The 25,526-nt window shown below is 40.5% G+C and carries 23 protein-coding genes and 2 pseudogenes; 10 read left to right on the top strand and 15 right to left on the bottom strand.

Annotated elements, in window-relative coordinates; translation table 11 throughout:
* Positions 1-25: 25 nt before the first annotated feature.
* Positions 26-544 carry a SecY-interacting protein Syd gene (locus tag ACQKFG_RS10420; protein ID WP_427559687.1) on the bottom strand — a complete coding sequence of 173 codons (519 nt, stop codon included), beginning with the start codon at positions 542-544 and terminating at the stop codon, positions 26-28.
* 37 nt (positions 545-581) lie between these two features.
* On the bottom strand, positions 582-2,402 hold the full coding sequence (locus ACQKFG_RS10415) for a T7SS effector LXG polymorphic toxin (protein WP_427558600.1): 1,821 nt from the start codon (positions 2,400-2,402) through the stop codon (positions 582-584).
* A gap of 295 nt (positions 2,403-2,697) precedes the next feature.
* Here ACQKFG_RS10415 and ACQKFG_RS10410 point away from each other — a divergent pair, with 295 nt between their 5' ends.
* The 6 genes and pseudogenes from ACQKFG_RS10410 (at position 2,698) to ACQKFG_RS10385 (ending at position 6,922) form a co-directional block, all read left to right on the top strand.
* A complete protein-coding gene (locus tag ACQKFG_RS10410; RefSeq protein ID WP_427558597.1) occupies positions 2,698-3,024 on the top strand; it encodes a hypothetical protein in 327 nt (108 codons plus the stop codon).
* Positions 2,958-3,116 (top strand): annotated as a pseudogene (locus ACQKFG_RS10405) (M20/M25/M40 family metallo-hydrolase); the annotation flags it as partial. The gene ACQKFG_RS10410 and the pseudogene ACQKFG_RS10405, both read left to right, overlap by 67 nt.
* 42 nt (positions 3,117-3,158) lie before the next feature.
* Positions 3,159-3,419, top strand: a complete 261-nt coding sequence (locus tag ACQKFG_RS10400; protein WP_427558594.1) for a peptidase dimerization domain-containing protein — start codon at positions 3,159-3,161, stop codon at positions 3,417-3,419.
* 6 nt (positions 3,420-3,425) lie between these two features.
* The gene (locus tag ACQKFG_RS10395; protein WP_427558591.1) at positions 3,426-3,812 is read left to right on the top strand and encodes a M20/M25/M40 family metallo-hydrolase; all 387 of its coding nucleotides are present in this window, start codon (positions 3,426-3,428) and stop codon (positions 3,810-3,812) included.
* A gap of 484 nt (positions 3,813-4,296) precedes the next feature.
* Positions 4,297-5,562, top strand: coding sequence for an MFS transporter (locus tag ACQKFG_RS10390; RefSeq protein WP_427558588.1), 1,266 nt, complete (start codon positions 4,297-4,299; stop codon positions 5,560-5,562).
* A gap of 130 nt (positions 5,563-5,692) precedes the next feature.
* A complete protein-coding gene (locus tag ACQKFG_RS10385; protein ID WP_427558585.1) occupies positions 5,693-6,922 on the top strand; it encodes a M20 metallopeptidase family protein in 1,230 nt (409 codons plus the stop codon).
* Between the two features lie 273 nt (positions 6,923-7,195).
* On the opposite strand, the gene ACQKFG_RS10380 is transcribed toward ACQKFG_RS10385, so the two are convergent.
* The 4 genes from ACQKFG_RS10380 to ACQKFG_RS10365 form a co-directional block, all read right to left on the bottom strand.
* The gene (locus ACQKFG_RS10380; RefSeq protein ID WP_427558582.1) at positions 7,196-8,023 is read right to left on the bottom strand and encodes a MetQ/NlpA family ABC transporter substrate-binding protein; all 828 of its coding nucleotides are present in this window, start codon (positions 8,021-8,023) and stop codon (positions 7,196-7,198) included.
* Positions 8,024-8,041: 18 nt separating this feature from the next.
* Positions 8,042-8,704: a methionine ABC transporter permease gene (locus ACQKFG_RS10375; RefSeq protein WP_427558579.1), complete on the bottom strand. Its 663-nt coding sequence runs from the start codon at positions 8,702-8,704 to the stop codon at positions 8,042-8,044.
* Positions 8,697-9,446, bottom strand: a complete 750-nt coding sequence (locus ACQKFG_RS10370; protein WP_192206382.1) for a methionine ABC transporter ATP-binding protein — start codon at positions 9,444-9,446, stop codon at positions 8,697-8,699. Before ACQKFG_RS10370 ends, ACQKFG_RS10375 begins: the two co-directional genes overlap by 8 nt.
* 218 nt (positions 9,447-9,664) lie before the next feature.
* Positions 9,665-10,177 carry a helix-turn-helix domain-containing protein gene (locus ACQKFG_RS10365; protein ID WP_192206383.1) on the bottom strand — a complete coding sequence of 171 codons (513 nt, stop codon included), beginning with the start codon at positions 10,175-10,177 and terminating at the stop codon, positions 9,665-9,667.
* A gap of 172 nt (positions 10,178-10,349) precedes the next feature.
* Between ACQKFG_RS10365 and ACQKFG_RS10360 the strand changes: the two genes are divergently transcribed.
* Together ACQKFG_RS10360 and ACQKFG_RS10355 are read left to right on the top strand one after the other, a co-directional pair.
* Positions 10,350-11,648, top strand: coding sequence for an MFS transporter (locus ACQKFG_RS10360; RefSeq protein WP_369619473.1), 1,299 nt, complete (start codon positions 10,350-10,352; stop codon positions 11,646-11,648).
* A 33-nt stretch (positions 11,649-11,681) separates the two neighbouring features.
* Positions 11,682-12,665 (top strand): ornithine cyclodeaminase family protein, encoded by a 984-nt coding sequence (locus ACQKFG_RS10355; RefSeq protein ID WP_427558574.1) that lies wholly within the window; start codon positions 11,682-11,684, stop codon positions 12,663-12,665.
* Between the two features lie 105 nt (positions 12,666-12,770).
* Here ACQKFG_RS10355 and ACQKFG_RS10350 read toward each other — a convergent pair.
* Both ACQKFG_RS10350 and ACQKFG_RS10345 read right to left on the bottom strand, forming a co-directional pair.
* Positions 12,771-12,836 (bottom strand): annotated as a pseudogene (locus ACQKFG_RS10350) (excalibur calcium-binding domain-containing protein); the annotation flags it as partial.
* Between the two features lie 273 nt (positions 12,837-13,109).
* A complete protein-coding gene (locus ACQKFG_RS10345; RefSeq protein WP_427558572.1) occupies positions 13,110-13,568 on the bottom strand; it encodes an SRPBCC family protein in 459 nt (152 codons plus the stop codon).
* A gap of 219 nt (positions 13,569-13,787) precedes the next feature.
* Here ACQKFG_RS10345 and ACQKFG_RS10340 point away from each other — a divergent pair, with 219 nt between their 5' ends.
* Positions 13,788-15,047: an ATP-binding protein gene (locus ACQKFG_RS10340; protein WP_427558569.1), complete on the top strand. Its 1,260-nt coding sequence runs from the start codon at positions 13,788-13,790 to the stop codon at positions 15,045-15,047.
* Between the two features lie 281 nt (positions 15,048-15,328).
* On the opposite strand, the gene ACQKFG_RS10335 is transcribed toward ACQKFG_RS10340, so the two are convergent.
* From ACQKFG_RS10335 to helD, 6 genes are all read right to left on the bottom strand, one after another.
* Positions 15,329-15,490, bottom strand: coding sequence for a hypothetical protein (locus ACQKFG_RS10335; RefSeq protein WP_427558566.1), 162 nt, complete (start codon positions 15,488-15,490; stop codon positions 15,329-15,331).
* Positions 15,491-16,358: 868 nt separating this feature from the next.
* Positions 16,359-16,520 carry a hypothetical protein gene (locus ACQKFG_RS10330; protein ID WP_427558566.1) on the bottom strand — a complete coding sequence of 54 codons (162 nt, stop codon included), beginning with the start codon at positions 16,518-16,520 and terminating at the stop codon, positions 16,359-16,361.
* 361 nt (positions 16,521-16,881) lie between these two features.
* Positions 16,882-20,052: an ATP-binding cassette domain-containing protein gene (locus ACQKFG_RS10325; protein ID WP_427558563.1), complete on the bottom strand. Its 3,171-nt coding sequence runs from the start codon at positions 20,050-20,052 to the stop codon at positions 16,882-16,884.
* 447 nt (positions 20,053-20,499) lie between these two features.
* Entirely contained in the window at positions 20,500-20,631 is a 132-nt protein-coding gene (sspL, locus tag ACQKFG_RS10320; RefSeq protein WP_034304091.1) for a small, acid-soluble spore protein L, read from the bottom strand.
* A gap of 141 nt (positions 20,632-20,772) precedes the next feature.
* A complete protein-coding gene (locus ACQKFG_RS10315; RefSeq protein WP_427558560.1) occupies positions 20,773-21,009 on the bottom strand; it encodes a hypothetical protein in 237 nt (78 codons plus the stop codon).
* A 79-nt stretch (positions 21,010-21,088) separates the two neighbouring features.
* Positions 21,089-23,425, bottom strand: coding sequence for an RNA polymerase recycling motor HelD (gene helD / locus ACQKFG_RS10310; protein ID WP_427558557.1), 2,337 nt, complete (start codon positions 23,423-23,425; stop codon positions 21,089-21,091).
* Positions 23,426-23,830: 405 nt separating this feature from the next.
* Here helD and ACQKFG_RS10305 point away from each other — a divergent pair, with 405 nt between their 5' ends.
* The gene (locus ACQKFG_RS10305; RefSeq protein WP_427558554.1) at positions 23,831-23,947 is read left to right on the top strand and encodes a zinc ribbon domain-containing protein; all 117 of its coding nucleotides are present in this window, start codon (positions 23,831-23,833) and stop codon (positions 23,945-23,947) included.
* 531 nt (positions 23,948-24,478) lie between these two features.
* On the opposite strand, the gene ACQKFG_RS10300 is transcribed toward ACQKFG_RS10305, so the two are convergent.
* The gene (locus ACQKFG_RS10300) at positions 24,479-25,456 is read right to left on the bottom strand and encodes a 2-hydroxyacid dehydrogenase (RefSeq protein ID WP_427558551.1); all 978 of its coding nucleotides are present in this window, start codon (positions 25,454-25,456) and stop codon (positions 24,479-24,481) included.
* Positions 25,457-25,526 lie beyond the last annotated feature (70 nt).

The following is a 25,526-nucleotide window of genomic DNA, read 5'->3' as shown; positions in this document are numbered from 1 at the left end:
AATTTTGGAAATGTCTAATATGCAATTATCTTTTTAACCTTAGTTTAGAAATTAATGCTTCAATATTTTCTGAAACAACCTCAAATGAATTCCTTTCGAAATCCTCTAACTTTACTTTACCGTTCAAATTATCAATTACCACTAACAAACCATTCCCTTCAATACCTAAAGGGATATTTTCTAGTCTATTGTTATGATTGCTCTTATATCCCTCTAAGGTTCCCCGGAATGAATCAAATTCGAAGTTTGGTAAAACCGCCTCTAATTTGATATAGAAATCATTTATAAACCCGTCTAAATCAGCGAACCAATATGAATTAAAATATTCAATAATTGATTTATGGAATACCACTTCTAAGTACTCTTCTAACTGCTTTAAGTCCTGTGAAGTAGTTTTTTCTACAGGTTTCCATGTAATATAATCTTCTTCGTCAACTTCACCTTCATAAATTATTGAATTAACATCTTCAGTCACTGGAGTCTTAAATAAGAAGTCCATTCCTTCATCCGCAAGCTCTTGTCTCATTCTGAAGTATTGGCCCATTGATTTCTTAATAGACAAAGATATCACCCTTTTCGTTTTACTTATTTAAAAATTTCTCAAGTAATTCAGCATAACTAGAATCTTTTCCCCAAACCTCAGCTGCCTTTTCAGCATTATGGATTCCACCCGAACCTGGATGTAATTTTGCTGGTACCGCTACGGCTTGACCTCCTCCACCAATATGATGGTGAATAAGTGTATCATTATACAATTCTTTTATATCATATTGTGGGAAGTGTTCTCTAAACTTTTTATCATTAACTGGAGAAAATCCCAATTCTATTTTTTGTATATTCATTTTGCTTAAATATTCAGGATTTTTATTCATTACTTCTTTCCAATAGTAATCTTTATCTCGTAACCACCCTTCCGAATTTGTACTTCTTAGCCCCTTTCCAACATAAGGCATTTCAATGGTAAGTCTAGGGTCGGCGGTATACTTTTTCTCTAATCTTTTTAAATCTGCATTACGATAGGTTCTAATTTTATGGTCAGAATTACTTCTAACATTACCACTAACCTCAGACTCAACTTTCGCCATAGAAATTAACTGATCCTTCAACCCAACACCATTAACCACATTATAAGGTACTCCACCTGCCAACGACAGTTGGTTTTTAGGGTTGTATGGCAATAGGTTAGGGATAGTGGCCAGTTCTTTTGCCTTTGTTGCACCTTTTACTGCAGCCGCTTTTGTTGTGGCTGCCCCAGTCTTCGTTACGGCTCCTGCGCCTTTTGTTCCGACCACTGATGTGACGACTGTTCCAAGGGCATAGGATACCCAGTGAGCCCGCGAGTAGGCATCGCCATTAACCATATCCCGTTCATATGAGTCCGAGATGGATTTGGAAATATATTTATAGGTTTTTATCGGGTGCATGATCGAATTTGCTACACCTTCAACCGTTTCGCCAGGATTTGTGACAAAGTCCCAAATTCCTGTCACGAAGTCTTTCCCTACATCAAATAGGCCTACGCCGATTCCTTTTGCAATGTCTGCGGTTTGCTTAGCCGATTCTAGCTGCATGACATATTGCTGCTGGGTGGGCGCTAAGTTTTCGTACCCGATCCGCTTGGCGATTTTGAGGAACTCATCCGGATCTGTTACATGATCGAGTTGTGCCTTCAAGTCTTTGATCCTGCGATTCTCTGCTTCCTCTTTCTTAACCTTCAGATATTGGGCGGTCTCTTTTTTCCTTACTTCCAGGTTTTTATAGGCTTCACTATTTTTATAGGCTGTTGCATTAAAATAGAGAGGGGATACTACTCCTCCTCTTGTACTGGATACTTTCAATTGCTCCATGAGTGCCGTCACTGCCGCTTGGTCCGCTTCGGATTTGGCATATTCAGCCGTCCACTTATGATCGATTTCGTTTACTTTGTCTATCGTTTCGGTCCGTTTCCTTTCAGCTCTCTCCATATTCTCAAAGAACGCATCATCGGAAAAGGGTTCTAACTGAATGATATCATCAATTCCAGCCAATATTTTTTTTAGATCATTTTTTTGGGCTGTGACCATTTCCTTTGAATTTCGACTGGCGCTTTCCAGCTCTTCCTCTAAAAAAGGAACAGTAACCACGGTTTCACTAAGGTTCGCTTCGATTGTATCTCCTTGAATTCCGCTTAAAAAGGCAATATGGCGATTGATCAGGCGCAGCCAAGAATCCACGACATCCATCTGTGCTTTGTAAAACCCTTTGATGGCCTCTGCGCCTTGACCCTGCAGCTCATCATCCAAATGAACGATACTCTCAAATCCTTTTTTTAATTCCGTGAGCTGTTCCTTTAGATCCTTATATTGTCCGACACGCATTTGCATGGCAGAAACTAGTGTTTGAGATTCGTAAATTATCGACATTATGGAAAGTCCTTTCAACTTCTTTTCTTATAACTAGATTTCATTTATATGTAATATTTTTATTCACTGTAAAATTATGGACTGATTATATTTTAGAAGAGTTTCTTCATTTATTCAAGAAATGAAGAGGATTTCACTATATCGATTTTTTAAAGTTCAAGTTATTTGGTGCGTTCTTTTTAATCCTTTCACATTGGATCATTTTTCATCTGGCACAATACTTGTATCAGAAAATGTCGGTTAGATTTGAAGGAATCTATTTCTTTAAAAAACTTATAAGAAAGACGAGGATATAATGGAAAAGAAAAATCTTGCATTAGCCACACGGTTGCGTCATGAATTGCATCAGCATCCAGAGCTTTCAAATGAGGAGGTTTGGACAAAACAACATTTAATCGGCTTTTTGAAAGAGAATACAAAGTTAGATATCGTTGATAAGGGGACTTGGTTCTATGCGGTTTATCATGCAGGTGAAGGTAAAAAGAACCTAGCGTTCCGTGCGGATTATGATGCTCTTCCTATGGATGAAGGCATTGACCTCCCACACGGTTCCCAATTCCCTGGAAAGCACATAAATGTGGACATGATGGTCACGCTGCAACTCTTGCCGGTTTTGCGTTAGAGATAGATCAAAGGGGGGCCGACAAAAACATCTTTTTTCTATTTCAGCCTGCGGAGGAAACGGGAGATGGTGCCCTTCAATGTGTAGATCTAATCAAGGAAAATAACATCGACGAAATTTTTGGATACCATAACATGAGCGATTTCCCCTTCAAGTCTGTCAATGTCATCAACGGAACATCTAACTGTGCATCTAAAGGTATGACCATTCACATGGAAGGTGCTCCTGCTCATGCCAGTCAACCCGAGGACGGGGCAAATCCTTCCTTTGCCATAGCGAAGATCATTGATGCCATTCCTGAGTTCATCTCTCCGGATAAAAACAGGGGATTAATCCTTTGCACGGTTGTACAGGTAGCTATTGGAGAAAGAGCCTTCGGCTTATCTGCGAGTTAAGGAGACTTGCTTTTAACCATCCGTGCTCTGTACGAAGATGAATTGGATAGGCTTCAGAGTAATCTTGAAGATTTTGCCAAAGCTCAAGCAGAGGAATATGGTTTGAAGGTACGTTTCTTTTATAACGATGAATTCCCTGGAACCGTAAACCACAATGAGAGCTCTGACAAGATTCGTCAGGTTGCAAAAGCAAAGGGAATGCAGGTACTTGAAATGAAAGAGGCTTTCCGCGGCTCTGAGGACTTCGGCCACTATACGAAGTTAACTAAAGGAGCATATTGCTTCATCGGAAACGGAGAAGATTATCCACAAGTTCATACATTCGAGTATGACTTCCGCGATGAACTCATTGAAGCTGGAGTTGAGCTATTCACAGGGCTTGCAGAACTGTAAATCATGCATTCGATAATGGATGGTAAACGGGTTAGGGAGAATTATCATGATTCTCCCTTTTTATATTTGCGGTGAATCTCCATTTAATCTTTACTGTGGATTTGGAGTAAAAAAATTTTTACTCCATTAGTAAAAAAAATTTTACTTTCGGAAACAAATCCTGCTTCGGCAGGTTCGTTAGCTTTATTAATTATCATTTTGATGTGAATAAAATTCAATTCATGAAAATTAAGAATGATAGGATTTCAGCACCATATGGAAAGATAATTAGCTCACTAAAACTAAAAGTAATTTATAAGCTGGCATTGAATTTGCATAATATATTTTTAATCTCCAAATTATTTGCAAACAAAGGAAATCGCCTTCAATAGTTTGGGTGGATCTTTAGAAAAGGAGTGATTTCATCTTACGTTTCGCAGTTAAGTTGTAGCTCTACCTTATGAACAATATGCTATTGACTAATTTGTAAAAAAGGATGTGTTATATGAATAAAAAAGGAAAGGTTTTTTATGGTTGGTGGATTGTTGCGGCTACCTTCATGATTATGACGTTTATCTATGCTCCGATAGCAAACTTGGTTTCCCTATTTACTCTGCCTGTTACGAAGGAACTTGGATTTGGTATACCTCAGTTTATGGTTTATTATACGATAATGGCTTTAGCAGGAATGGCTGTAGGCCCGATAGCAGGAAAACTAATGAAAAAGATGGATATAAGATTATATTTAACTGTATTTATCGTAATTGGAGCTAGTGCATTTGTTGGTTTTTCGTTTGCAACTAAGCTCATCCACTTTTATCTATTTGCCATACTTATGGGCGCAGGTCTAATCGGAGGCGCAGCGATTCCTGCATCCGTTCTTATCACGAATTGGTTTAATGAAAAACGCGGATTATGTTTAGGAATCGCCTTATCTGGGAGCGGTTTCGGCGGTATAATTCTCAGCCCCTTAGTTAACTGGCTGATTTCAGCCTACGGATGGAGATCAGCATATCTTGCCATAGGCGTTTTAATAGTTGTTGCATTGGTTCCATTAGCGGTATTTGTCATAAGATTAAATCCAGCTGACAAAGGACTATTGCCTCTAGGTGAAGCAAAGCCTTTGAATAGTTCACAAAGAACCGCATTTACAGGTACACCCCAGGGAGAAACATTTAAATCATTATCATTTTGGGCTCTTTGTTTAGCCATTACAATAGGTGGCATCGTTGTAAATAGTATGCTTATTAATCTTGCTCCCTATTTAAATGAAATTGGCACCACTGCCAAAACAGCTGCACTTTTATTATCATTTGGTTCAGCAATGGTGATAGTTGGCAAGATATTGATAGGGCGATTATTTGACAGGTTAGGATTAACTGCGACTTTACTTATTATATCTGCAGGAAGTTTAGTGAGTTTCTTATTCTTGATGAACGCAAACTTATTGTTGCCAGCTATTTTGTATGGAGCATTCTCGGGACTAGGCGCAACGGCTGTTACTGTTACCCCTGCCTATATTACAGGGGCACTTTATGGCGAGAAAGAATTTGGTGCCAAATATGGGATTGTATCCATATTCATCTCACTGGGCGCGGCCATCACCCCTATCATATCAGGGGCCATTTATACTATTAATCAATCATATGGATTGCTTCTAAATGTTTTGATTGTGCTTTCCGTTGTGCAATTTGCGCTATTTTTTGTTGCGATTAAAACCAAACCAAAATTCGATTTACCTTCAGATCGTTTAAAAGAAGAGGCACTCTAATTTACATGAGAAGATCTTTGCCGTGGATTTAAATGAATCCATTATCGCGCCCCATCTTTAAAGTGGGGTATCCTTAACCTTGATAAAAAGGTTACAACGCAAGCGATATGCTAAATAAGGAGGAACGAACATGGTTGATTTTTCTGCAGAATCAAAAAAACACAAAGAACAAATCATTAAGGACCGTCGTTATTTACACCAATATCCGGAGCTGGGTTTCTATCTTCCAAATACACAAAAATATATTCGGCAACGTTTGGATGAAATGGGGATTGAAAATGAACCATGCGGTGTCCTCCCTGATGATATTAGACAAAAATATGTAAAAGCAGGATTTGGGGAAAATAAAAATTGTACAGGTGTAGTAGCCAGCATCGGCAAAGGTGAACCTTGCATACTCCTTCGTGCAGATATGGATGCACTTCCAATTGAAGAAGAATATGAATCTGAATATAAATCCAAGATTTCAGGTAAAATGCATGCTTGTGGTCATGACTCACATGTAGCCATGCTTTTAGGGGCCGCTCAAATGTTGAAGGACCATGAAGATGATTTACAAGGAACGGTTAAACTAATGTTCCAGCCGGGTGAAGAATGGGGCTATGGCGCCAAGTTAATGATTGATGGCGGTATCCTTGAAAACCCTAAGGTAGATGCCGCTTTTGGCATTCATATTATGCCCGACCAGGAAGCAGGCACATTGTCTGTTCACAAAGGAACTTTAACACAAGCTATGGATACATATATCATTGAGATTCAAGGTGATGGCGGACATAGCTCACAACCTCATAAAACAATTGATGCCAATATGATCATGAATCAATTATATACAAGTTTAAATTTGCTATATACTCGCGAAGTGGATCCCAAAGCGAATGTTACATTCTCTATAGGAGCTATGTCTGGCGGCACGGTAACAAATGTCATACCGGATAAAGCAGTATTACAAGGTAATATGCGCAGCTTTGATCAAAAATCCAGAGATCATTTGTGCAATCGAATTCCCGAAATGATTGATCATGTTGTTAAAGCGTGGCGCGGGAAATATATTGTAGTTGATTTCCATACACCAACCACTTACAATGATTCACGATTCATTGCTGAAATTATGCCTGCATTAGAAGAAGTCATGGGTAAAGATAATATTGGAGATAATGGACCACTGGGCGGTTCGGAAGACTTCTCCTATATCTCTCAGGAAGTACCTTCTGCATTTGTTGTTTTAGGTACAGGTAAAGAGGGTGCAGCACCCGTTCATAATCCCCGCATGCACCAAAATGAAGAAATGTTTATATACGGTGCTGCTTTACATGCAAACGTTGCTATGGAATGGTTAAAAGCTCAACATGTAAAAATTTAAATAATCCGGTTCTGGAGTAAGATAAATCTAAATAGAAACTACTTTTACTTACTCCATTTGCAGCCATTTCCTACTACATTCACCTCCTGTAATATGATTAAATTGCACTAGCTCCCAATCGGGAAGAGAAAAAATACAATAGAATATTTTTTTAATCCTATTATTTTTTCATTCAATCATTATTTACAAGTCCATCGTGTTTGTTACTAGTTAAACCAATACGTAAATAAGGGCTATTCCCGTTGAAGGAATAGCCCTTTCTTTGTATCAAAATTAAAATGCCGGTATGGCCGTTTCACTATATTTCTCTTCTAAAAATTTACGTACCTCCGGGCTTGTCATGGCCTTGGCCAACTTTTGGACTGGCTCGGAATCCACGTTATCCTTGCGTGCCACTAATGTAATCGCAAAGTCATTTTCAACACCTTCTGTGAGAAGTGCGTCATTTTTGGGTGTCAAACCAAGCGGTGCGGCGTAAGCAGGTGTTATCACGATCGCATCTGCTTCATCATACGTTCTCGCCAGCATTAATAAATCCACTTCTTTAAACTTATAGTTTTTAGGGTTCTCAGTGATATCAGACATTGTATAGTATGGACCCTTTTTTTCCTTTAAAGTAATGACTTTATGCTGTGCCAGCAATGCCAATGAACGATCGATATTCGACACATCATTTGCAATGGCAATAACGGCACCCTCTGGCAATTTATCCATTGAATCGTATTCTTTGGAATACACACCATAATTGGCAAAGTAAATGGGTTTCACTGGTACAAGCTCGGCATTTTTGTTCCGATTGAATTCCTCCATATATGGAACGTGTTGGAAGAAGTTCACATCCACTTCTCCTGCCGCTAGTGCGGTGTTAGGCTGCACATTATCACCTAATACAACCATTTCCAGGTTAATGCCCTCCTTTGCCAGCTTTGGTTTAACAAGCTCAAGGATTTCCGTCATTGGGGGAATGAGTGAGGCCACTTTCAATGTTACCTCTTTCTTCTCCTGATTCTGTGCATTTTCTTTCTCTTTTTCTTCATTCGCCTTTCCGCATCCTACTAAAAGCAACATGATTGCTGCCATGAGAAAGAATATTCTTTTCATGATGTTTCCCTCCATTATTTATCTTTTATCAATCATTCTGGCTACAGCCGTTCCAATGAATTGGATAAGCTGCACTAGAATGATCATAATGATAATCATATAAATCATTAACTCTGTTTTAAACTGCTGATAGCCATACCTGATGGCAAAATCGCCGATACCGCCGCCACCGACCACTCCCATGATCGTTGAATAGGAAATAAAGCTGATAATCGATGTTGTCAGTCCGAGGACAAGCCCTGAACGAGCCTCCACGTAAAGAAATTTAAAGATGACATCCTTAACAGAAGCACCCATGGAAATGGCTGCCTCGATTACACCCTTTGGCACGTCCAATAAAGATTGCTCGACCAAGCGCGAATAATGGGCAATGGCAATGATCGCTAATGGAACGCAAGCAGCTGCTGTACCAATGGCTGTGCCGATTATGAGTCTTGTAAACGGAATTAAAAAAACAACCAATAATAAAAATGGGAATGAACGGATAATATTGACAAATAAATTCAAAATCGAGAAAGACCACGGATTTTCAAGCAAATGCCCCTTCCTACAAAGAAATAGCAAGGTACCAACAGGCAATCCAATCAAAATCGCAGCTAAAATGGACACACCGACCATGGTAATGGTTTCTCCAATTGACCGCCAAATTTCTGCCTCATATTGAACTAAAATCTCAGGCATGACCCAGCCCACCATTCTCTGCTAATTGTTCGATGAAGTATTCTGGACGATTATCCCTTTTTTCAATCCCAGTTGGTTCGATTATGATAGTGTCATAGATTTCTCCACCTTCCATGATCGTAACACGATTGCATATACTTTTAATGACATCCAGCTCATGACTGACAATGACTATCGTCACACCGAAGCGTTTGTTTATGCTCTCCAGCACTTCCAATATTTCAGACGTTGTATTTGGGTCAAGGGAAGAGGTCGGTTCATCACATAATAACACTTGCGGGTTATTTGCCAATGCCCTTGCAATGGCAACACGTTGCTTTTGTCCCCCGCTTAATTGTGCAGGATATCTATCCATCTCACCCTCCAATCCGACAAATTGAAGACACTCTACAACACGGCTCCGACGTTCTTTCCTTGGGTAATTTGCCAGTTCTAAAGAGGCTGCCACATTCTCATGAACCGTTTTATTTGCCACAAGATTAAAATGCTGAAAGATCATGCCAATCGACTTCCGTGCCCCTCGGAGTGCTTTATTGTTCAATGTGGTCAACCTTTGGCCGTTTACCTCCACTTCGCCCTCATCTGGGGTCTCCAACAAATTCATTAGCCGCAGCAACGTTGATTTCCCTGCTCCGCTTGCTCCGATTATTCCATGAATTTCACCTTTAGGTATTGTTAACGTAACGGACTTAATTGCCTGAAACTGTGAAAATTTTTTACTCACTTGATGCAGATTAATCATAAAATCCCACTTTCCATTTGTTGAAAGGTAAGCATAGCGCTCCTCATTAATAGAAACACAACTCATTCTATCAACTAATGAGGACCTAATGCAAAGACACAAATTAACAGTTAGAAAGGATAGATGAACAGTGAGGAACCCCTGTTTACATCTATCCTTTTGTATGACATTTTTCGTTAACTGGTTTACTTGAAAATTTCATTGATCCTTTACTTCCGTTATTTCGACGATACCACCAGAAACCGGACAATTTGATCCGAGAAGTTAAACCAGTAATGGGCTTTTCGAGCATCGAACATGAATGACTGCTGTTCATGGAGTTCTGTTCTCTCTCCCTCTATTTCCACGGTTAGCTTCCCTTCGATAATGAATAAGAACTCATGTCCGCTATGGGAAAAAGCGCTTCCTTTGTTTTCCCCTGGCTTTAAGGTGACAAGAATGGGCGAAAAAACAGCATCACGAATGCCGCTGGATAAATTCTGATAATGAAATTGTTCATGATTATAATCTGAATTTTCTTGGGAGCGGTCCTCAGAAAAGAAGAAACTTGGGTTGACATCCAATGTATCAGCGATTTTTTTTAATGACTCTAATGTGACGCTTGATTTTCCCCGTTCTACTTGTGATAAAAAACTGATCGAAACGCCTGTTTGTTCAGCCAGACTCTTTAATGTTAGTTTCCGCTCTTTCCTCAATAATTTCATTTTTTTCCCGATTGAATCAAAAGGCATACAGATGCCCCCTTTTTTACATAGTATCTAGCTACATTATACATGACAAGTTTTGAAGAATGTTCCGTCATTAATAGCTTACCGAAAAATATTGACAGAAAATTTTTAATTATTTAAAATGAAAGAAAACGTAAATTGAAGTGATACTTCAATTCCGAAGGGATGACTCAAGATGGAGAAGAAACAAATGCGGCGAATTTTAGTCGCGAGTTTAGTCGGAAGTTCGATTGAGTGGTTTGACTATTTTTTATATGGGACCGTTTCAGCTCTCGTGTTTAACCAGATATTCTTCGTGAATGAGGATCCGACAATCGGGCTGTTGCTTGCCTATGCATCCTTTGCGTTAGCATTCTTCATCCGCCCTTTTGGAGGTGTGATCTTTAGCCATATTGGCGATCGTATCGGGAGAAAGAAAACACTTGTTTTAACACTTAGTTTAATGGGGGTCGCAACATTTGGGATGGGGCTTCTCCCTACGTATCAAGCCGTTGGCATTTGGGCGCCGATTTTATTAATCACGTTGCGCTTAGTTCAAGGTCTGGGAATTGGCGGTGAATGGGGAGGAGCGCTTTTATTGGCCGTTGAATATGCTCCCGCTGAGAAACGGGGACTGTTCGGAGCGATTCCTCAGATGGGTGTCACTATAGGAATGCTGCTTGGAACCGTTGCCTTATCTATTATGACAATGCTCCCTGAAAACGCATTCATGACTTGGGGATGGCGTATACCATTCATTTTTAGTGCTTTGCTCGTATTTTTTGGCCTATGGATTCGTAAAGGAATTGATGAAACTCCGTCTTTCAAAAAAGTAAAGGAATCCGGAGAAGTTCCAAAGCTGCCGATTGTAGAAACTCTTAAGAATTATTGGCGTGAAGTGCTTATCGCCGTGGGAGCCAAAGTGGTAGAAACGGCGCCATTTTATATTTTCAGCACATTTGTCGTATCATATGCTACTGCAAATCTCGGTTTCTCTCGGACTGCTACATTAACTGCAGTCATGATTGCAACAATAATAACGACGATCTTAATACCAATCATGGGGAATTTATCCGATACAATTGGCCGCAAAAAGCTGTTCATTGGCGGTACGATTGGGATGGCACTGTTTGCATTCCCATACTTCTGGTTGCTGGAGCAAAAATCGGTCCTGCTTTTAATCGTTGCGACAGTGATAGGTTTAGGGGTTATTTGGGCTCCCATCACAGCTGTTCTTGGAACGATGTTCTCTGAAATTTTCGATGCAAAGATCCGTTATACCGGCATCACGCTTGGATATCAAATCGGGGCAGCTCTGGCAGGAGGAACAGCGCCGCTAGTTGCAACGGCTTTACTTAATAGATTTGATAACTCCTATGTTCCAGTCGCCATTTATATTATTTTTGCATCTGTCCTGTCACTAGCAGCGATTTGGGCAGTCAAGGATCGCAGCAATCAGAAATTAGACGAAACGCATAATAATAGAGCCATGTAATCCATGGTTCTTTTACTCAAGGAGGACAATTGAATGTTAGTTATAAGTGAAAAGGAAATTCAACAATCATATGGAATGAAAGACGCAATAGCGGATGTAAAGGCAGTATTGCATGCACATGGTGCTAGAAAAATAGACAACCCTCATCGCACAGTACTTGCTTTCCCTCAACATGAGGCATCGGCACTTTACATGCCTAGTGCTGATCTATCTGAAGAAGTTTCGGCGGTCAAAGTCGTTACCATTTTCCCGAAGAATCCTTCAAGGGGGATGGCAACAACACAAGGAGTCATCTTGCTGTCAGATGCAGAAAATGGCGAACATTTAGCATTGTTGAATGCCTCCTATTTAACACGTCTCAGAACGGGGGCACTGAGCGGCATTGCCACAGACTTTCTTGCTCGTAAAGACGCCCGGGTTCTTACAATCATCGGAACGGGAGCTATGGGATTTGAACAAGCACTTGGTGTGTTGGCCGTTAGGGACATTGAACGTATTTTATTAGTGAATCGCACACGAGAGAAAGCGGAGAAATTCGGTGAAAGGCTGCGCGCATTCGGAGTGACCGTTCCTTTTGAGGTTTACGAAGATGTTTCAGCAGCTGTTCGTCAAGCAGATATTATTTGCTGTGCAACCCGCTCGAACGAGCCTGTATTCAATGGGCAGGATGTAAAGCCGGGCACACACATTAACGGAGTCGGTTCTTATTTGCCGGATATGAAAGAAGTGGATCATACCACGGTTTCACGCGCCGCTAAAATTATCGTCGACGATTTGGCGGGCGTGAAGGATGAAGCAGGAGAACTCATGCATGCAGCCAATCAAGGAAATTGGTCGTTTAATGATATTCACGGGGAGCTTTATGAGCTTGTAATGCTGACCAAAACAGGCAGGGAAAATGAAGAGGAAATTACCTTCTTTAAATCAGTCGGTGCTGCATACTTTGACCTCGCTGTCGCAAAAGGCGTTTACCGCCAATCGAAAGAACGGAACATCGGGATGGAGATTGAGGTATAACAAAAGCCCATGCATTTTGCTATCGCTTGAATGTAATAACAATTTAAAAAAGAGACCCTTCTTTCGGAAGGGTCTCTTGAATAATCCTTATCTTTCACAAGCGATTCAGTCTATATCACGATCGCTATTTTTATTGGCATCATATAGTGCCTTTGAAACATGGGTCTTGTATATCATTCAGTATCCATCTTGAAAAAAACGGATCATTTTCTATCAGTGTTGCTGTGCCGATTTAGTTTTCATGCAGAGTTGATTGGAGCGGGTGTGCGAGACTCCTGCGGGAAAAGCGCGTCCAAGGGAGACCCCACAGGCGCCAAGAGCGCCGAGGAGGCTCCCGGACCGCCCGCGGAAAGCTAGTGCCTGCAGTGGAATGAAACGATCAAAGCCCACCCTCCAACATGGGCAAGTACGCCCCCTATAATGCGGAAGATTGACTTAAGTCATTCATGATCCACTTGTTTCTGCTTCAGCTACCTTTTTGACACGTTCTAAAAATTCAACTACCACTTTTTCGGTGGCAAATAATAAAAGTAATTTCAAAAACCACTTTAACGGGCGACTGGTGACTGTATATGTAAAGGAAGTTCTATTGTCATTGATTTTATTTAGTTCATAGAAAGCTGTAATCTCAAACATCTTAGCAAGTATAAAGCCCACTTTTAGCTTTTTCTCATTCGTTTCATTCAAATATTCCAATGTTTCTATATCATACTCTTCTGTTCGTTTTCCTTCTCGATATTTTTGGCGATATACACTTCCAACCTTTTCTTCGGTTATTTTAACGGGCTTGTGTTCAACTACTTGAGGCATGATTTTTTGCATATTTTCTACAGAACCATCAAGAAACTTCCATACCTGTTCAATTGGGGCGTTTATTTCTATGTCTCTGGTCCACTTTTTCAATGTATTCACCTCTACCTTCATTATATTTCCTTTATTTTGTAAAACCAAATTTACAGCTGATAATTCGTTAAATAAGTTTCACTTCTCACCTTGATACAATAAATAACTCTTTTTTTGAATTTACATGTCTTTCTGTAAAAAAATTACTTTATTATGATTCTCTTTTTTAGTGTTATTCTTGTATAATAAACGAAACGGTTACTTTTTCAGGAGAATCCTATGAATTTTACTTATATTAATCAAAACATATTAGATAACCTCTTTTATATCTTGCTAAGTATTTTAATTTATTTCATTTTATTAGATCATGGCAAAAGGTTAAGTCAGTATGGCAAGACCCTTATTACTGCATGCATGAGCATTCCTATCATATTGTGTATGAAGTTTCCTATTTATATAGATGAATATTGTGTCCACGATCTCAGGCAAATTCCTTTTATAATTGGGACACTTTATGGTGGTTGGCCTGTAGGGGCTGCCCTGTTTGTCGTCATATTAACTTTTAGGTTTGCTTTTTATGGTTTCAATTTCCTTACATTGATTGTTTATATCGTTATCTTTATTATAACGGCACTATTTTCTTCCAAATTTAAAAATTTCAATCGAAAAAATAAGCTATATGGCTCCATACTATTAATTTTGTTTCTCGGAATACTGACCAGCTTTATTTCACTCGGTATGTCTGATTATTTTCGAATAACGGAGGCGTATCTATTTTACTTTATCATCCTCCCTCCTTTCATTATCGCTATAGCTGTATATATAATGGAAATTTTAAAAGATGCCATTTTAATCCGAACACAAATGATAAGGCTTGAAAAAATGGAGGTAGTCAGTCAGCTTGCAGCCAGTATTTCACATGAAGTTAGAAATCCATTAACAGTTGTGAAAGGATTTGTTCAACTGCTAAAGGCTCCTGATTTAACACAAGAAGTGAAAGAACAATATATACAGCACGTCGTTAGAGAACTTGATAGTGCAGAATCCATTATTAGTGAATATTTAGCGTTTGCAAAACCTGCAATTGAAAAAGTGGATACTATTTCAATTAACCGTGAAATAGGTTATGTACTTGAAATGATAAAACCATTGGCCAGCATGAATTTAGTTACTATATCTGAACAGTTGACTCCAGGCATTACCAGGGGGAATGTTCAACATTTCAAGCAGTGCTTCATGAACCTGATTAAAAATGGTATAGAGGCAATGCCGGACGGCGGGGAACTTAGTATTGTTTCCTATATAAATAATTTCGATATCATTATCGAAATAAGTGACAATGGAATAGGCATGAACAAGGAACAAATAAATCGTTTTGGTGAACCTTATTACAGTTCCAAGGAAAAAGGGACAGGGTTGGGATCAATGGTAGCTGTTAAGACCATCCAAACGATGAACGGCACACTTCATATAACTAGCCTTTTAAATAAGGGAACAACGATTTCAATAACCCTTCCCGTTTATCAAGAAGGTTATTAAAAAAGCCCGCCATTATCGGCGGACTTTTAGTTTGTGACAAAAGGGGTTCTATCTAAATTTTAAAAACAAAGTTGATTGGAACGGAAGGTACGAGACTCCTGCGGGAAAAGCGTGTCGAAGGGAGACCCCACTGGCGCAAATGCGCCGAGGAGGCTCCATGACCGCCCGCGGAAAGCGAGTACCTGGAGTGTAAATCAACGTTTAAATTATACAAACCCTTATAAAGCTGTAGACAAACTCGACGAAAACTCAGTTTGCCTGCAGTTTTTTATTTAATAAGTTCAGTCGATTTCAGAAATCCGCTCCCTTTCCGCCGACTGTCTGCCAAGCCGCATCAAAGCAAGCGGCTGTGGGGTCTTGGCTAGCCAGTTATTCGGCAGGAGTGTCGCAAATTTTTTCAATCCAATTAGGATTACAGTAAAAAACGATAAAAACCGGAGCACTTTATTCGGCCAGCTGCACTGTCTTTTGGGCCATTGACGCAGTTTATCGATCTAAACCACATAGTATTCGACCTTCATTCACTATTCGGACTCTGAACCTCTTTTATATTCAAACAGAAGTCCGCCATTTACAGCGGACTTTTAGTTTGTGACAAAAGGGGTTCTATCTAAATTTTAAAAACAAAGTTGATTGGAACGGAAGGTACGAGACTCCTGCGGGAAAAGCGAGTCCAAGGGAGACCCCACAGGCGCAAATGCGCCGAGGAGGCTCCATGACCGCCCGCGGAAAGCGAGTACCTGGAGTGGAAATCAACGTTTAAATTGTACAAACCCTTATAAAGCTGTAGACAAACTCGATGAAAATTCAGTTTGCCTGCAGTTTTTTATTTAATAAGTTCAGTCGATTTCAGAAATCCAATTAGGATTACAGTAAAAAACGATAGAAACCGGAGAACTTTATTTGACCAGCTGCACTGTCTTGGGCCAATGACCAGTTTATCGATCTAAACCACATAGTATTCGGCCGTTCACCCATAGTATTCGACCTTCATTCACCATTCGGACTCTGAACCTCTTTTATATTCAAACAGAAGTCCGCCATTTACAGCGGACTTTTAGTTTGTAGACAAAAAAGGATTTATCTAATTTTAAAACAAAGTTGATTGGAACGGAGGGTGCGAGACTCCTGCGGGAAAAGCGTGTCGAAGGGAGACCCCACTGGCGCAAATGCGCCGAGGAGGCTCCATGACCGCCCGCGGAAAGCGAGTACCTGGAGTGTAAATCAACGTTTAAATTATACAAACCCTTATAAAGCTGTAGACAAACTCGACGAAAACTCAGTTTGCCTGCAGTTTTTTATTTAATAAGTTCAGTCGATTTCAGAAATCCGCTCCCTTTCCGCCGACTGTCTGCCAAGCCGCATCAAAGCAAGCGGCTGTGGGGTCTTGGCTAGCCAGTTATTCGGCAGGAGTGTCGCAAATTTTTTCAATCCAATTAGGATTACAGTAAAAAACGATAAAAACCGGAGCACTTTATTCGGCCAGCTGCACTGTCTTTTGGGCCATTGACGCAGTTTATCGATCTAAACCACATAGTATTCGACCTTCATTCACTATTCGGACTCTAAACCTCTTTTATATTCAAACAGAAGTCCGCCATTTACAGCGGACTTTTAGTTTGTAGACAAAAGGGGTTCTATCTAAATATAAAAAAACAAAGTTGATTGAAACGGAAGGTACGAGACTCCTGCGGGAAAAGCGAGTCCAAGGGAGACCCCACAGGCGCAAAAGCGACGAGGAGGCTCCCGGACCGCCCGCGGAAAGCGAGTGCCTGGAGTGGAAATCAACGGGCAAAGTTTAAAAACCTAAAAAATTGTAGAATGCTGTCATTATTTACTTTTTCTGTTCAAGGCATTGATAGACCGCCATCATATCTCGTTTGTTCAGCTCACGAATCCGGGCGAAGATGGGGATATTGGCAACGGCCTCGGTACGTTCACTTTCAGCCACAACATCGCCTACTTTCCCTGTCAGCCAGGTCTGGACGTCGATGTCTTCGACGATTGCTTTACGCCCTTCATCATTGATGCCACTGGCATGACAACTCACACACGGTATCGTTAATTTATATACACCGTCATGGAGGTTATCTTCTGAAATGACTTTCTTTCCATTACAGAATGGGCATTTATGACTTGCTTTGATTTTATTGATTTGGGTCACGATTTTTTTGTAGCCAAATGTTTCATAGACATAGGTTAGTTTTTTGTATTTGCCATTGGTGAAGTATTTATCAATAATGGTTTCTCTTGTTTCGTTAATATCGGCAAAGTCACAGATGGTGATCTGGTTTTTGCTGCTGATTGCTTCGAGATTGCCTTTGATGCTGCCCCAGAATGGCAGGGTATTTTGCAAGACCACTTCATAGCCTTTGAGGCTTGCCAGTTCCAGTTCGAGCATTTTCAACGCTGCTTTTATTTCCCGAGGAAGGAATGAGACATCATCCGTAAGTGCGATATCGCCGCCTACTATTGCTTTTAGTTTTTCCAGTTCTGGTAGCTTCCCCACAATTTTGATGACTTCATCAATTGGCTTTTGGATGATCTCGCGAATGTCTGTATCACCGAATGTCAGTTTTTTATGATGGTTCAGGATCGTTCCTTGACAGACTGGGCAGGCGATCATCTCTTTTGATGCTTTCATCTGCTCTTTAATGATCGATTTCGATATGAACATATAACGTCCAATGATGAAATTGAAGCCTTCCCAAATTCTTGATGCCTTGCCCGCTTTATCATAGAAGGACTTTTCCCAATATCCATATAAGAAGGTTTGCTTTTCTGCATCTGTCATCTCATTATAGCTTTTACTGATGTCGTGACCGAGTTCATTCTTGATTTCATCAAACAGGAATTGCAGTTTTGAATGTTGATAGTATTTTAATACTTCCATCACGTCCGGATGTAATAAGCCATCCCAGAATGGCACGTTTTTGTCTTGAATGACGACATCAAAGTCAAATTTTTCAATGACCCGGCGGCCCGAACAGCTTGGACAATGGTTTTCTGCAGAATAGAAATCAAAGCTTCTTGTATCTTTATTGGTCGGATGTGCAGCGACTAGATGGTTGATCATTCCGCCCACTTCATAAAGAAACGTATATTGACTGTACAAATGCCGTTCAAGATCGATGGCGATCACAGGTGCAATCTTGTCGGACTCGTATTCACCATAAATCACACGAGCGATTGGTGATAAGCTTTTTAAAATGCCGCCCTTATAGACGTTCTCTGCCTTTTTGAAATAGTCCAGATGATTTTCCTGTAAATAATTGATGCCATTTTTTGACCGAAGTGTGGAAGAGATATGCAATGGTTCCGCTCGATCTCCACTGTCTTTGTGACGATAATGCTCATCATGACTGACAACGTCAAGATGTTGGACAGGTGCAAGCTGTCTTTTACCAAAATCAACGATATAATCCGAACTTTCCAGCATATAACCATTATGTTCAATCATGATGATGGAGACCGATTCATCCTCGAGGATGACCCTGATACTATCGATGAATTGGTTTAAAATGTTTTGCGATAACCCTTTTGAAGGCTCGTCAAAAATGAACAGCGTGTGTGGGTTTCTTGTCTTTGCGAACAGCTCGGAAACTAAGTGGACACATTGAAATTCACCTGTCGATAGTGTTTGTGTTTTTCTTTCTAACGTTAAATAACCAAGCCCAAGTTTGATCAATAAGCTCAAGCGTTTATGGGCGATGTCTTCCTTTGGCAATTCTTCGATGATATCTTCGATCGAACGCAGAAAAATATCATCAATTTCATCACTGTATTTCGTGAGTTTCTTTTTAATATCAAGAAACGTCGCAACGGTTGATCGACTTGTAATCGATTTGTTTCGGTCCTGCCCGACCATGACCAGCTTATCCTTTGGATACCGCTTCTGAAAATCCTTGGAGATACATTCATTGACAAGTGTAGATTTACCGCATCCCGACTCACCCGTAAAGGTAACGAGCCTATTCTTGGGAATCCGGATTTCCTCCATTTGAATATTACGGCAGTAAAGATCCTGAAATTGATAGTATTCCGTTGGTGCCGCTTCATTTCGTTCCCAGCTGATTGGTTTGGGACGCGGTGATTCCTCAACGATTTCCCCGCCATATTTCCCGCTGCCAGGTCCAAAGAACAATTGTTCATCCGTGCTATCTAACACCGTGTCTGAATGGTCGATGAGCCAAATTTGATTTTTATAACCTAATTGCTCAATCTGTTCCAAAATTTTCAATAGTGTTTGATGATCAAGACCGACGGAGATTTCATCAATGATGATTACGGAATTTTCACTTGTTGCCATGAATTCGGCCAAATACAGCCGGGTCAATTCTCCCCCTGACACTGTCCCCATAATACGGTTCAAGCCTAAATAGCCAATATTCATATTGATTATATTTTGGAGAATATGTTGTTTAGCTTCACTAATATGTAAGGTCTCTGCAAGTGAAAGGATGGTTTCTATGCTTAAGTTGTTGATATCGGAAATAGTATGCGGGCGATCTAATAATCCAATGGTATATTGCTCGACGTCTTGATTGTAGCGTTTCCCCTCACACTTAGGACACTCGACATTTTTCGTCGTACCGCGTCCTTTACAGCTGGGACACCAGCCTAAGGCATTATTAAAGGAAAAAACTTCCGGAGAAAGATTGAATTTTTCAGCAAGACAAACACGAATCTCTTTAAACACACCAGTATGTGTGCCAATGGTTGAACGGGGATTGGCTGAAATGGATGATTTGCCGAGAAAAAGGACCAGCGGCATTTCTTCCATCTTGATGGCGCTGAAGTTGGTTTCCATAATATTAGGAAATAAATATTGATATTCAGACTTCGGCAATAAGGAAACGAGACGCTTCTTGGATTCTTCCCCAATGGTTTGACAAAAAGTCGTTTTCCCGGAACCGGATAACCCAGCAATTCCTAATGATTGATCGTCTGGTAGCGCTGCATCCAAATGGTTTATATTATTCGCTATTAATCGATTGATTTTCATTTGTAACTCCCCTCCATTTTATTAAGCTCAGTCTTTCATATTAGCACAGCGACAAATGTATTTGGTGTTTTTTAAAAAGCAGCCTCCTGTCATTCTTTCACATTTCACTGCTTCAGAAACGGATGATTCATCGACAAAAACTTTATAGATTATGGCTCTTTTCGTAAAGATTGTTGTTTTTAAAACGAAACGATTTAAGGTTGATTGGAGTGGAAGTGCGAGACTCCTGCGGGAGCAGCGGGACAGGTGAGACCCCACAGGCGTTTACGCCGAGGAGGCTCACCGCCCGCCCCGCGGAAAGCGAGCATCTGGAGGGGAAATCAACCACACCACATTACTTGGTAAATGGCAAAAAAGTATGCGAAAACAGCCTAGATTATAAAAGCCCCTCTCGTCTAAGAGAAGGGCATTCTTTATGAAGTATGACCATATTTTTTCCCAATGCGCTTATTTTGTATTGGACTTTTTTGCCTTGTTTTCAAGATCGCTTTTTGGCTCAGTGGAGAATTCCACATCTTTTCCGTGTCCCTGCGGGTTAACACTTGGTGCAATGCGACCTCTTCCTGTCTTTTTACTCATTTCCTTCACCTCCAAGTATATTATGTCCGAACTGTTATAAATTAAAAACGAAGTGGGTTTCTATAAAGATCACCCCAATAAAAAACCTGCATAGAAACAAAGTCTACACAGGTTTCAAAAACAGCTGTTTGTTGGAAGGACTTACTTTAAAGCACGGGTGTAATTTATTGTATCTTTGTTCTGAGGAATATCGGGATTTTCTTTCCCGTCAGGCTGTACCGCTCTTCCTGTATTTCCACTATAGCCTTCTTCCATGGGTCCTGGATAATGATAATGGCCATCATTAACTGGTTCAACCGTTGATGCACCAGTCACATGACTTTCTCCGGCTTCCGCCAGATCAAGTCTTACGGATCTGTTTTCTTTCTCGTTAGTCAATTCATCTCCTCCTTTTCTAAAGATTCTTTTATAGTATTTGATAAAAGAACAATAAAATGAAAGGAGAAGAAAGGAAGCGTTAATCTGTCAGAAGGAAACGCTTCGTTGCATCGTTTTGCAAGAAAGGACTAGGTTCGCCAACCGTATATATTTGCAGGTTATGCATAGCCCTGGTACATGCGGTGTAGAACAATCTTCGCAGGCTCTCATCACCATATGTCTGCATAGATGCATCATAAATGATGACAGCATCGAATTCGATGCCCTTGGCCAAATAAGCCGGAATGACAACAACACCCTGTTCATATTCATTTGTGCCTTTCTGTACGAGTTTAAATTCACCGTGGATACTAAGGGCATCGTATGCAGCGGCACTTTCGGCAGCGGATTTACAGATTATTGCGATGGTATTATATTCACGACTTTGAAAGTCTTTGACTTTAGCCACGATTTTGCGGTGCAATTCATCACGGTTGGACACTTGAGTAAGTACTGGCTTCTCGCCTTCACGTTCGAATGCCTTAATTCGATGGCCTTCAGGAACTAGTTCACGTGTGAATTCAATAATCTGCTTTGTGGATCTATAGCTTTGATCCAAGGTTATACTCTCGGTTTCAGTTACTCCGTATAAACTGGCAAGAGTCTGGAAATCCACCCGTTCGCTGGCATGTGCAAATATTGCCTGGTTAAAGTCACCGAGCACGGTCATCCTTGCAGAAGGAAACAACCGTTTCAAAAACTCGAATTGAAATGGAGAATAATCCTGTGCTTCGTCTACAAGCACGTATTTTATTGAGGTATTCGTCTGAAACCCTACAATTAGCTCCTTCAGCAGCAAAAATGGGGTCGCGTCTTCGTAATGCAGTTTACCTTCGTCCAGCATTTTTTGCGTTGATAAACATATTTCCCTTTCGACAGGTGTTTCACCCTCATTCCACAGTTCATTCCGTATTTGTTCATCAAAGAGTTGCTTGTATATTTGCTTAATATTGATAAAATGAAGTGCTTTTACCCGTTTGCGTAATGTCTTCAATTTCTTGCGAACAATCATACGCGCGAGCATTTTATGCTCTTTCTCATAATCGTCAAAGGAATCTTCAGTATGGCCGCGTTTTTTCTCCAATTGGTTGTATACCTTTTGATAGTCTTCTTTGCTAAGGTACTCGATTTCCTCCTGGACCCAAGGTTTTTTCAACTCAGACTTTTCCGTTTCATCAAGCATCTCACATAACCACTCTTTCAACTTTTCAACCCTATTGTGAAAACGTAATGTGGTGTCCGTGTTATAAAATCTTTCCGAGATTTGTTTGGAGGAGACGAGCGTTTCCCCGCGGAACTTTAACCCTCTAAAGATCATTCCAGACCGTTCAAGTGATTGCCTGTATGTTTTGATGATTTCAAAGAAACGAATCGATGCCTTAAATTGGATACTCGCTGTCCTGGTGCTATAGGAAGGATCATCCGCTGCAGTCAACAAAAATTCCAATTGCTCATAAGGGTCCTCAACTTGAAATGAGTCAGTCAGACGATGATCCAAGTATTCCTGGAATGTTACCTGCTGCATATTCTCTTCGCCAAGTTCGGGCAACACATTGGATACGTAGTTATTAAACATGGAGTTAGGAGAGAATAAAATGATTTGGTCGGCTTTTAGCCATTCCCGATTCTTGTAGAGCAAGTATGCGATCCGTTGGAGGGCAGCTGATGTCTTACCGCTGCCGGCAGCACCTTGAACAATGAGCAGACGTCCGCGATCGTTCCGGATGATCCTATTTTGCTCACGTTGAATGGTGGCCACAATACTGTGCATATGCTTATCTGTTCCTTTGCCAAGCACCTGCTGCAGTATCTCATCCCCAATGGTGAGACTCGTATCGAACATTGATTCGATAACGCCTCCTTTGATGATATATTGCCACTTTTTCTCCAACATCCCAGAAATCATGCCCCCGGGAGTAGAGTATTGTACGGGGCCGGGAGGAAAGTCATAATAAACACTCGAAATCGGGGCCCTCCAATCGTAGACTATGAAATTTTCTCCTGTTGTATCAGTAAGAGTGGCGGTCCCTATATAAATATGTTCCGTAAGGGCAGATCCTTCTTCAGTGATATCGATCCGGCCGAAATAAGGTACTTCCTGCATGCGGCGCAGTGTAGATAACCTCTTGTAGGAATATCTATGTGCGCCTTCCCTTTCTGACAAGGCTTGAGCCTGTTGCCTTAAGCCAATGATGGTCTCGAGGTAATCATCGAAAGTATCCATATTAACCTTGAGGTCATCCCAAAAATGTTTACGGATATTAACAACTTCTTTTCTGCGCTGTGAAGTTTCTCCTTCAATTTTGCCGATTTGTTTCGTTATTGTTTCGATCACCTCATCTAAACGTTCTTGCTCCTGCCGAATTTCATCGTTCATATCAGACACTCCTTCAAAAAATAAAAATAGGGGTTGACTAGAGGTGAGTTTTACCTTATACTTATAGTAAGGGGTAAACTGTTATAATATATTTATGAATGTGTTTCTATATTAATTTATCACATTTTCAGGACTATATCAATGTATATTGCACAACAGTTGCCGTAATGAATCGTCATTTTAAACTCTAATTTAACATGTATATCCATAACCAGTTGAGCAGTGGCTTGACTGGTTATTTTTATGACTATTTGAAAAAATGCTCCGCTAGTCCTGCCTTACATAACGCAACACCCACATCAACGGTTGATTCGTCGTTTCGATGATATGTGATTCCTATTGTCTTGACTTCATTTTGTTTGTTAGATAATGTTTAGAATAAAACTTTTTGCAGGAGAATTTATCATGAAAAAATATAAAACATGTCAGAGCTGCGGAATGCCGCTATCTAAAGATGAATTAGGTGGTAAAAGCACTAAATATTGCAGTCATTGTTATATGAATGGTGAATTCACTCCATAATATTACTGCGATGGAAATGCAAAAATTTGTTCAAAATCATATGATCGAAAATATGAAAATGCCTAAATTTATTGCTAAGTTCCTTACTAGGGGCATCCCGAAGTTAGAGCGATGGAAATAATAATCAACTACTAGAGAACGAAAAGTACAAAACTCCTGCAGGAATAGCGTATCCAAGGGAAGCGAGTGCCTGGAGTGGAAGTCTATAGTAACAATTTCGTCTACAGCTTGAAGCCCTCCTTTATAGTGAGGGCTTCTAATTTTAAAACAAAGGTGATTGGAACGTAAGGTACGAGACTCCTGCGGGAATAGTGCGTCCAAGGGAGACCCCGCAGGCCTGCCGAGGAGGCTCCCGGACCACCCGCGGAAAGCGAGTGCCTGGAGTGGAAATCTATAGTAACAAATTCGTCTACAGCCAGAAGCCCTCCTTTATAGTGAGGGCTTGTTTGTTTTATTGAATAATGCGAAATCAAAAAATGGATAGCCCCAAATAAGGCTATCCATCTTAATTTATAAATGCTGTTTAAGAAATCACTTCACCTTTACTCCAGCTTTAATCAAGGTAGGCGGAGTTTCTCCCTGTATTCCGGCTACAAGGTTTGTTGCTGCCAGCATCGCCATTTTCAGGCGGGTTTCATATGTTGCGGAACCGATATGAGGCAAAGTGACGACATTCTTCATGGAAAGCAACGGATTGTCTTCCTGGACGGGCTCTTGTACAAAGACATCCAGTCCTGCCGCGTGAATTTCACCGTTTTTTAGCGCAGTGATCAAGGCTTCTTCATCCACTGTTTTCCCTCTTGAACAATTGATGAAGATGGCAGTCTCTTTCATGAGCTTGAATTCTTTTTCTCCCATCATCTTTTCAGTTTGGGGAGTCAGCGGTGTCATCAAGCAGACAAAATCAGATTGCTTTAACAGATCTTCCAGAGAACAGTATGTAGCTCCATATTTTTGTTCTGCTTCTTCGTTTCTAGTTCTATTGTGATATAGGATGTTCATATCGAATCCAAAACGGGCCCTTTTTGAAACGGCAGAACCTATTCCGCCCATCCCGATAATCCCTAATACTTTATGATGGACGTCCAACCCAAATGATTTTTCTCCGAAATTCGATGTCCATTGCCCTGACTTTACCATTTGATCCATCTCCGGCATTCTTCTCGCCGTGGACAGCATCAAGCCCATAATCGTATCTGCGACTGTCTCATTCAATACCTCTGGAGTGTTCGTGGCCATGATTCCTCGATTGGACAACTCGGTTATATCCAAATTGTCGTAACCAACTGACGAATTACAGACGATTTTTAAGTGCGGTGCTTGATCCAGTAAAGTTTTATCCACTTTTAATCCTGAACCTAATATGCCTTTTGCGTTCTTCAGCTCTTGAAGGAATTCAGGATAATTTCGTGAGTCAAGACCTTCAAAATAAACGACATCACAAGTCTCTCGAACATAATCCAACACTTCTTGAGCCACTTTCTTATAGATGATTACTTTCGGTTTCATCATTAGTACCCTCACTTCCAATAAAGTAGGACCCCATCGGGATCAAATGCAGACACATATATTTTGAAAT

The sequence above is a fragment of the Peribacillus sp. NPDC076916 genome (assembly GCF_050269675.1).
In the GTDB taxonomy this organism is placed as follows: domain Bacteria; phylum Bacillota; class Bacilli; order Bacillales; family DSM-1321; genus Peribacillus; species Peribacillus aracenensis.
Note: the sequence above shows the minus strand (reverse complement) of the source record. Positions and strands in the feature narration are given on the sequence as shown.

Excerpts from the sequence above, each read along its gene's own strand:
- ACQKFG_RS10420 (WP_427559687.1), bottom strand. The coding sequence starts at position 544 with ATGGGCCAATACTTCAGAATGAGACAAGAGCTTGCGGATGAAGGAATG.
- ACQKFG_RS10415 (WP_427558600.1), bottom strand. The coding sequence starts at position 2,402 with ATGTCGATAATTTACGAATCTCAAACACTAGTTTCTGCCATGCAAATG.
- ACQKFG_RS10410 (WP_427558597.1), top strand. The coding sequence starts at position 2,698 with ATGGAAAAGAAAAATCTTGCATTAGCCACACGGTTGCGTCATGAATTG.
- ACQKFG_RS10400 (WP_427558594.1), top strand. The coding sequence starts at position 3,159 with ATGAGCGATTTCCCCTTCAAGTCTGTCAATGTCATCAACGGAACATCT.
- ACQKFG_RS10390 (WP_427558588.1), top strand. The coding sequence starts at position 4,297 with ATGAATAAAAAAGGAAAGGTTTTTTATGGTTGGTGGATTGTTGCGGCT.
- ACQKFG_RS10385 (WP_427558585.1), top strand. The coding sequence starts at position 5,693 with ATGGTTGATTTTTCTGCAGAATCAAAAAAACACAAAGAACAAATCATT.
- ACQKFG_RS10380 (WP_427558582.1), bottom strand. The coding sequence starts at position 8,023 with ATGAAAAGAATATTCTTTCTCATGGCAGCAATCATGTTGCTTTTAGTA.
- ACQKFG_RS10375 (WP_427558579.1), bottom strand. The coding sequence starts at position 8,704 with ATGCCTGAGATTTTAGTTCAATATGAGGCAGAAATTTGGCGGTCAATT.
- ACQKFG_RS10370 (WP_192206382.1), bottom strand. The coding sequence starts at position 9,446 with ATGATTAATCTGCATCAAGTGAGTAAAAAATTTTCACAGTTTCAGGCA.
- ACQKFG_RS10365 (WP_192206383.1), bottom strand. The coding sequence starts at position 10,177 with ATGCCTTTTGATTCAATCGGGAAAAAAATGAAATTATTGAGGAAAGAG.
- ACQKFG_RS10360 (WP_369619473.1), top strand. The coding sequence starts at position 10,350 with ATGGAGAAGAAACAAATGCGGCGAATTTTAGTCGCGAGTTTAGTCGGA.
- ACQKFG_RS10355 (WP_427558574.1), top strand. The coding sequence starts at position 11,682 with ATGTTAGTTATAAGTGAAAAGGAAATTCAACAATCATATGGAATGAAA.
- ACQKFG_RS10340 (WP_427558569.1), top strand. The coding sequence starts at position 13,788 with ATGAATTTTACTTATATTAATCAAAACATATTAGATAACCTCTTTTAT.
- ACQKFG_RS10325 (WP_427558563.1), bottom strand. The coding sequence starts at position 20,052 with ATGAAAATCAATCGATTAATAGCGAATAATATAAACCATTTGGATGCA.
- sspL (WP_034304091.1), bottom strand. The coding sequence starts at position 20,631 with ATGAGTAAAAAGACAGGAAGAGGTCGCATTGCACCAAGTGTTAACCCG.
- helD (WP_427558557.1), bottom strand. The coding sequence starts at position 23,425 with ATGAACGATGAAATTCGGCAGGAGCAAGAACGTTTAGATGAGGTGATC.
- ACQKFG_RS10305 (WP_427558554.1), top strand. The coding sequence starts at position 23,831 with ATGAAAAAATATAAAACATGTCAGAGCTGCGGAATGCCGCTATCTAAA.
- ACQKFG_RS10300 (WP_427558551.1), bottom strand. The coding sequence starts at position 25,456 with ATGAAACCGAAAGTAATCATCTATAAGAAAGTGGCTCAAGAAGTGTTG.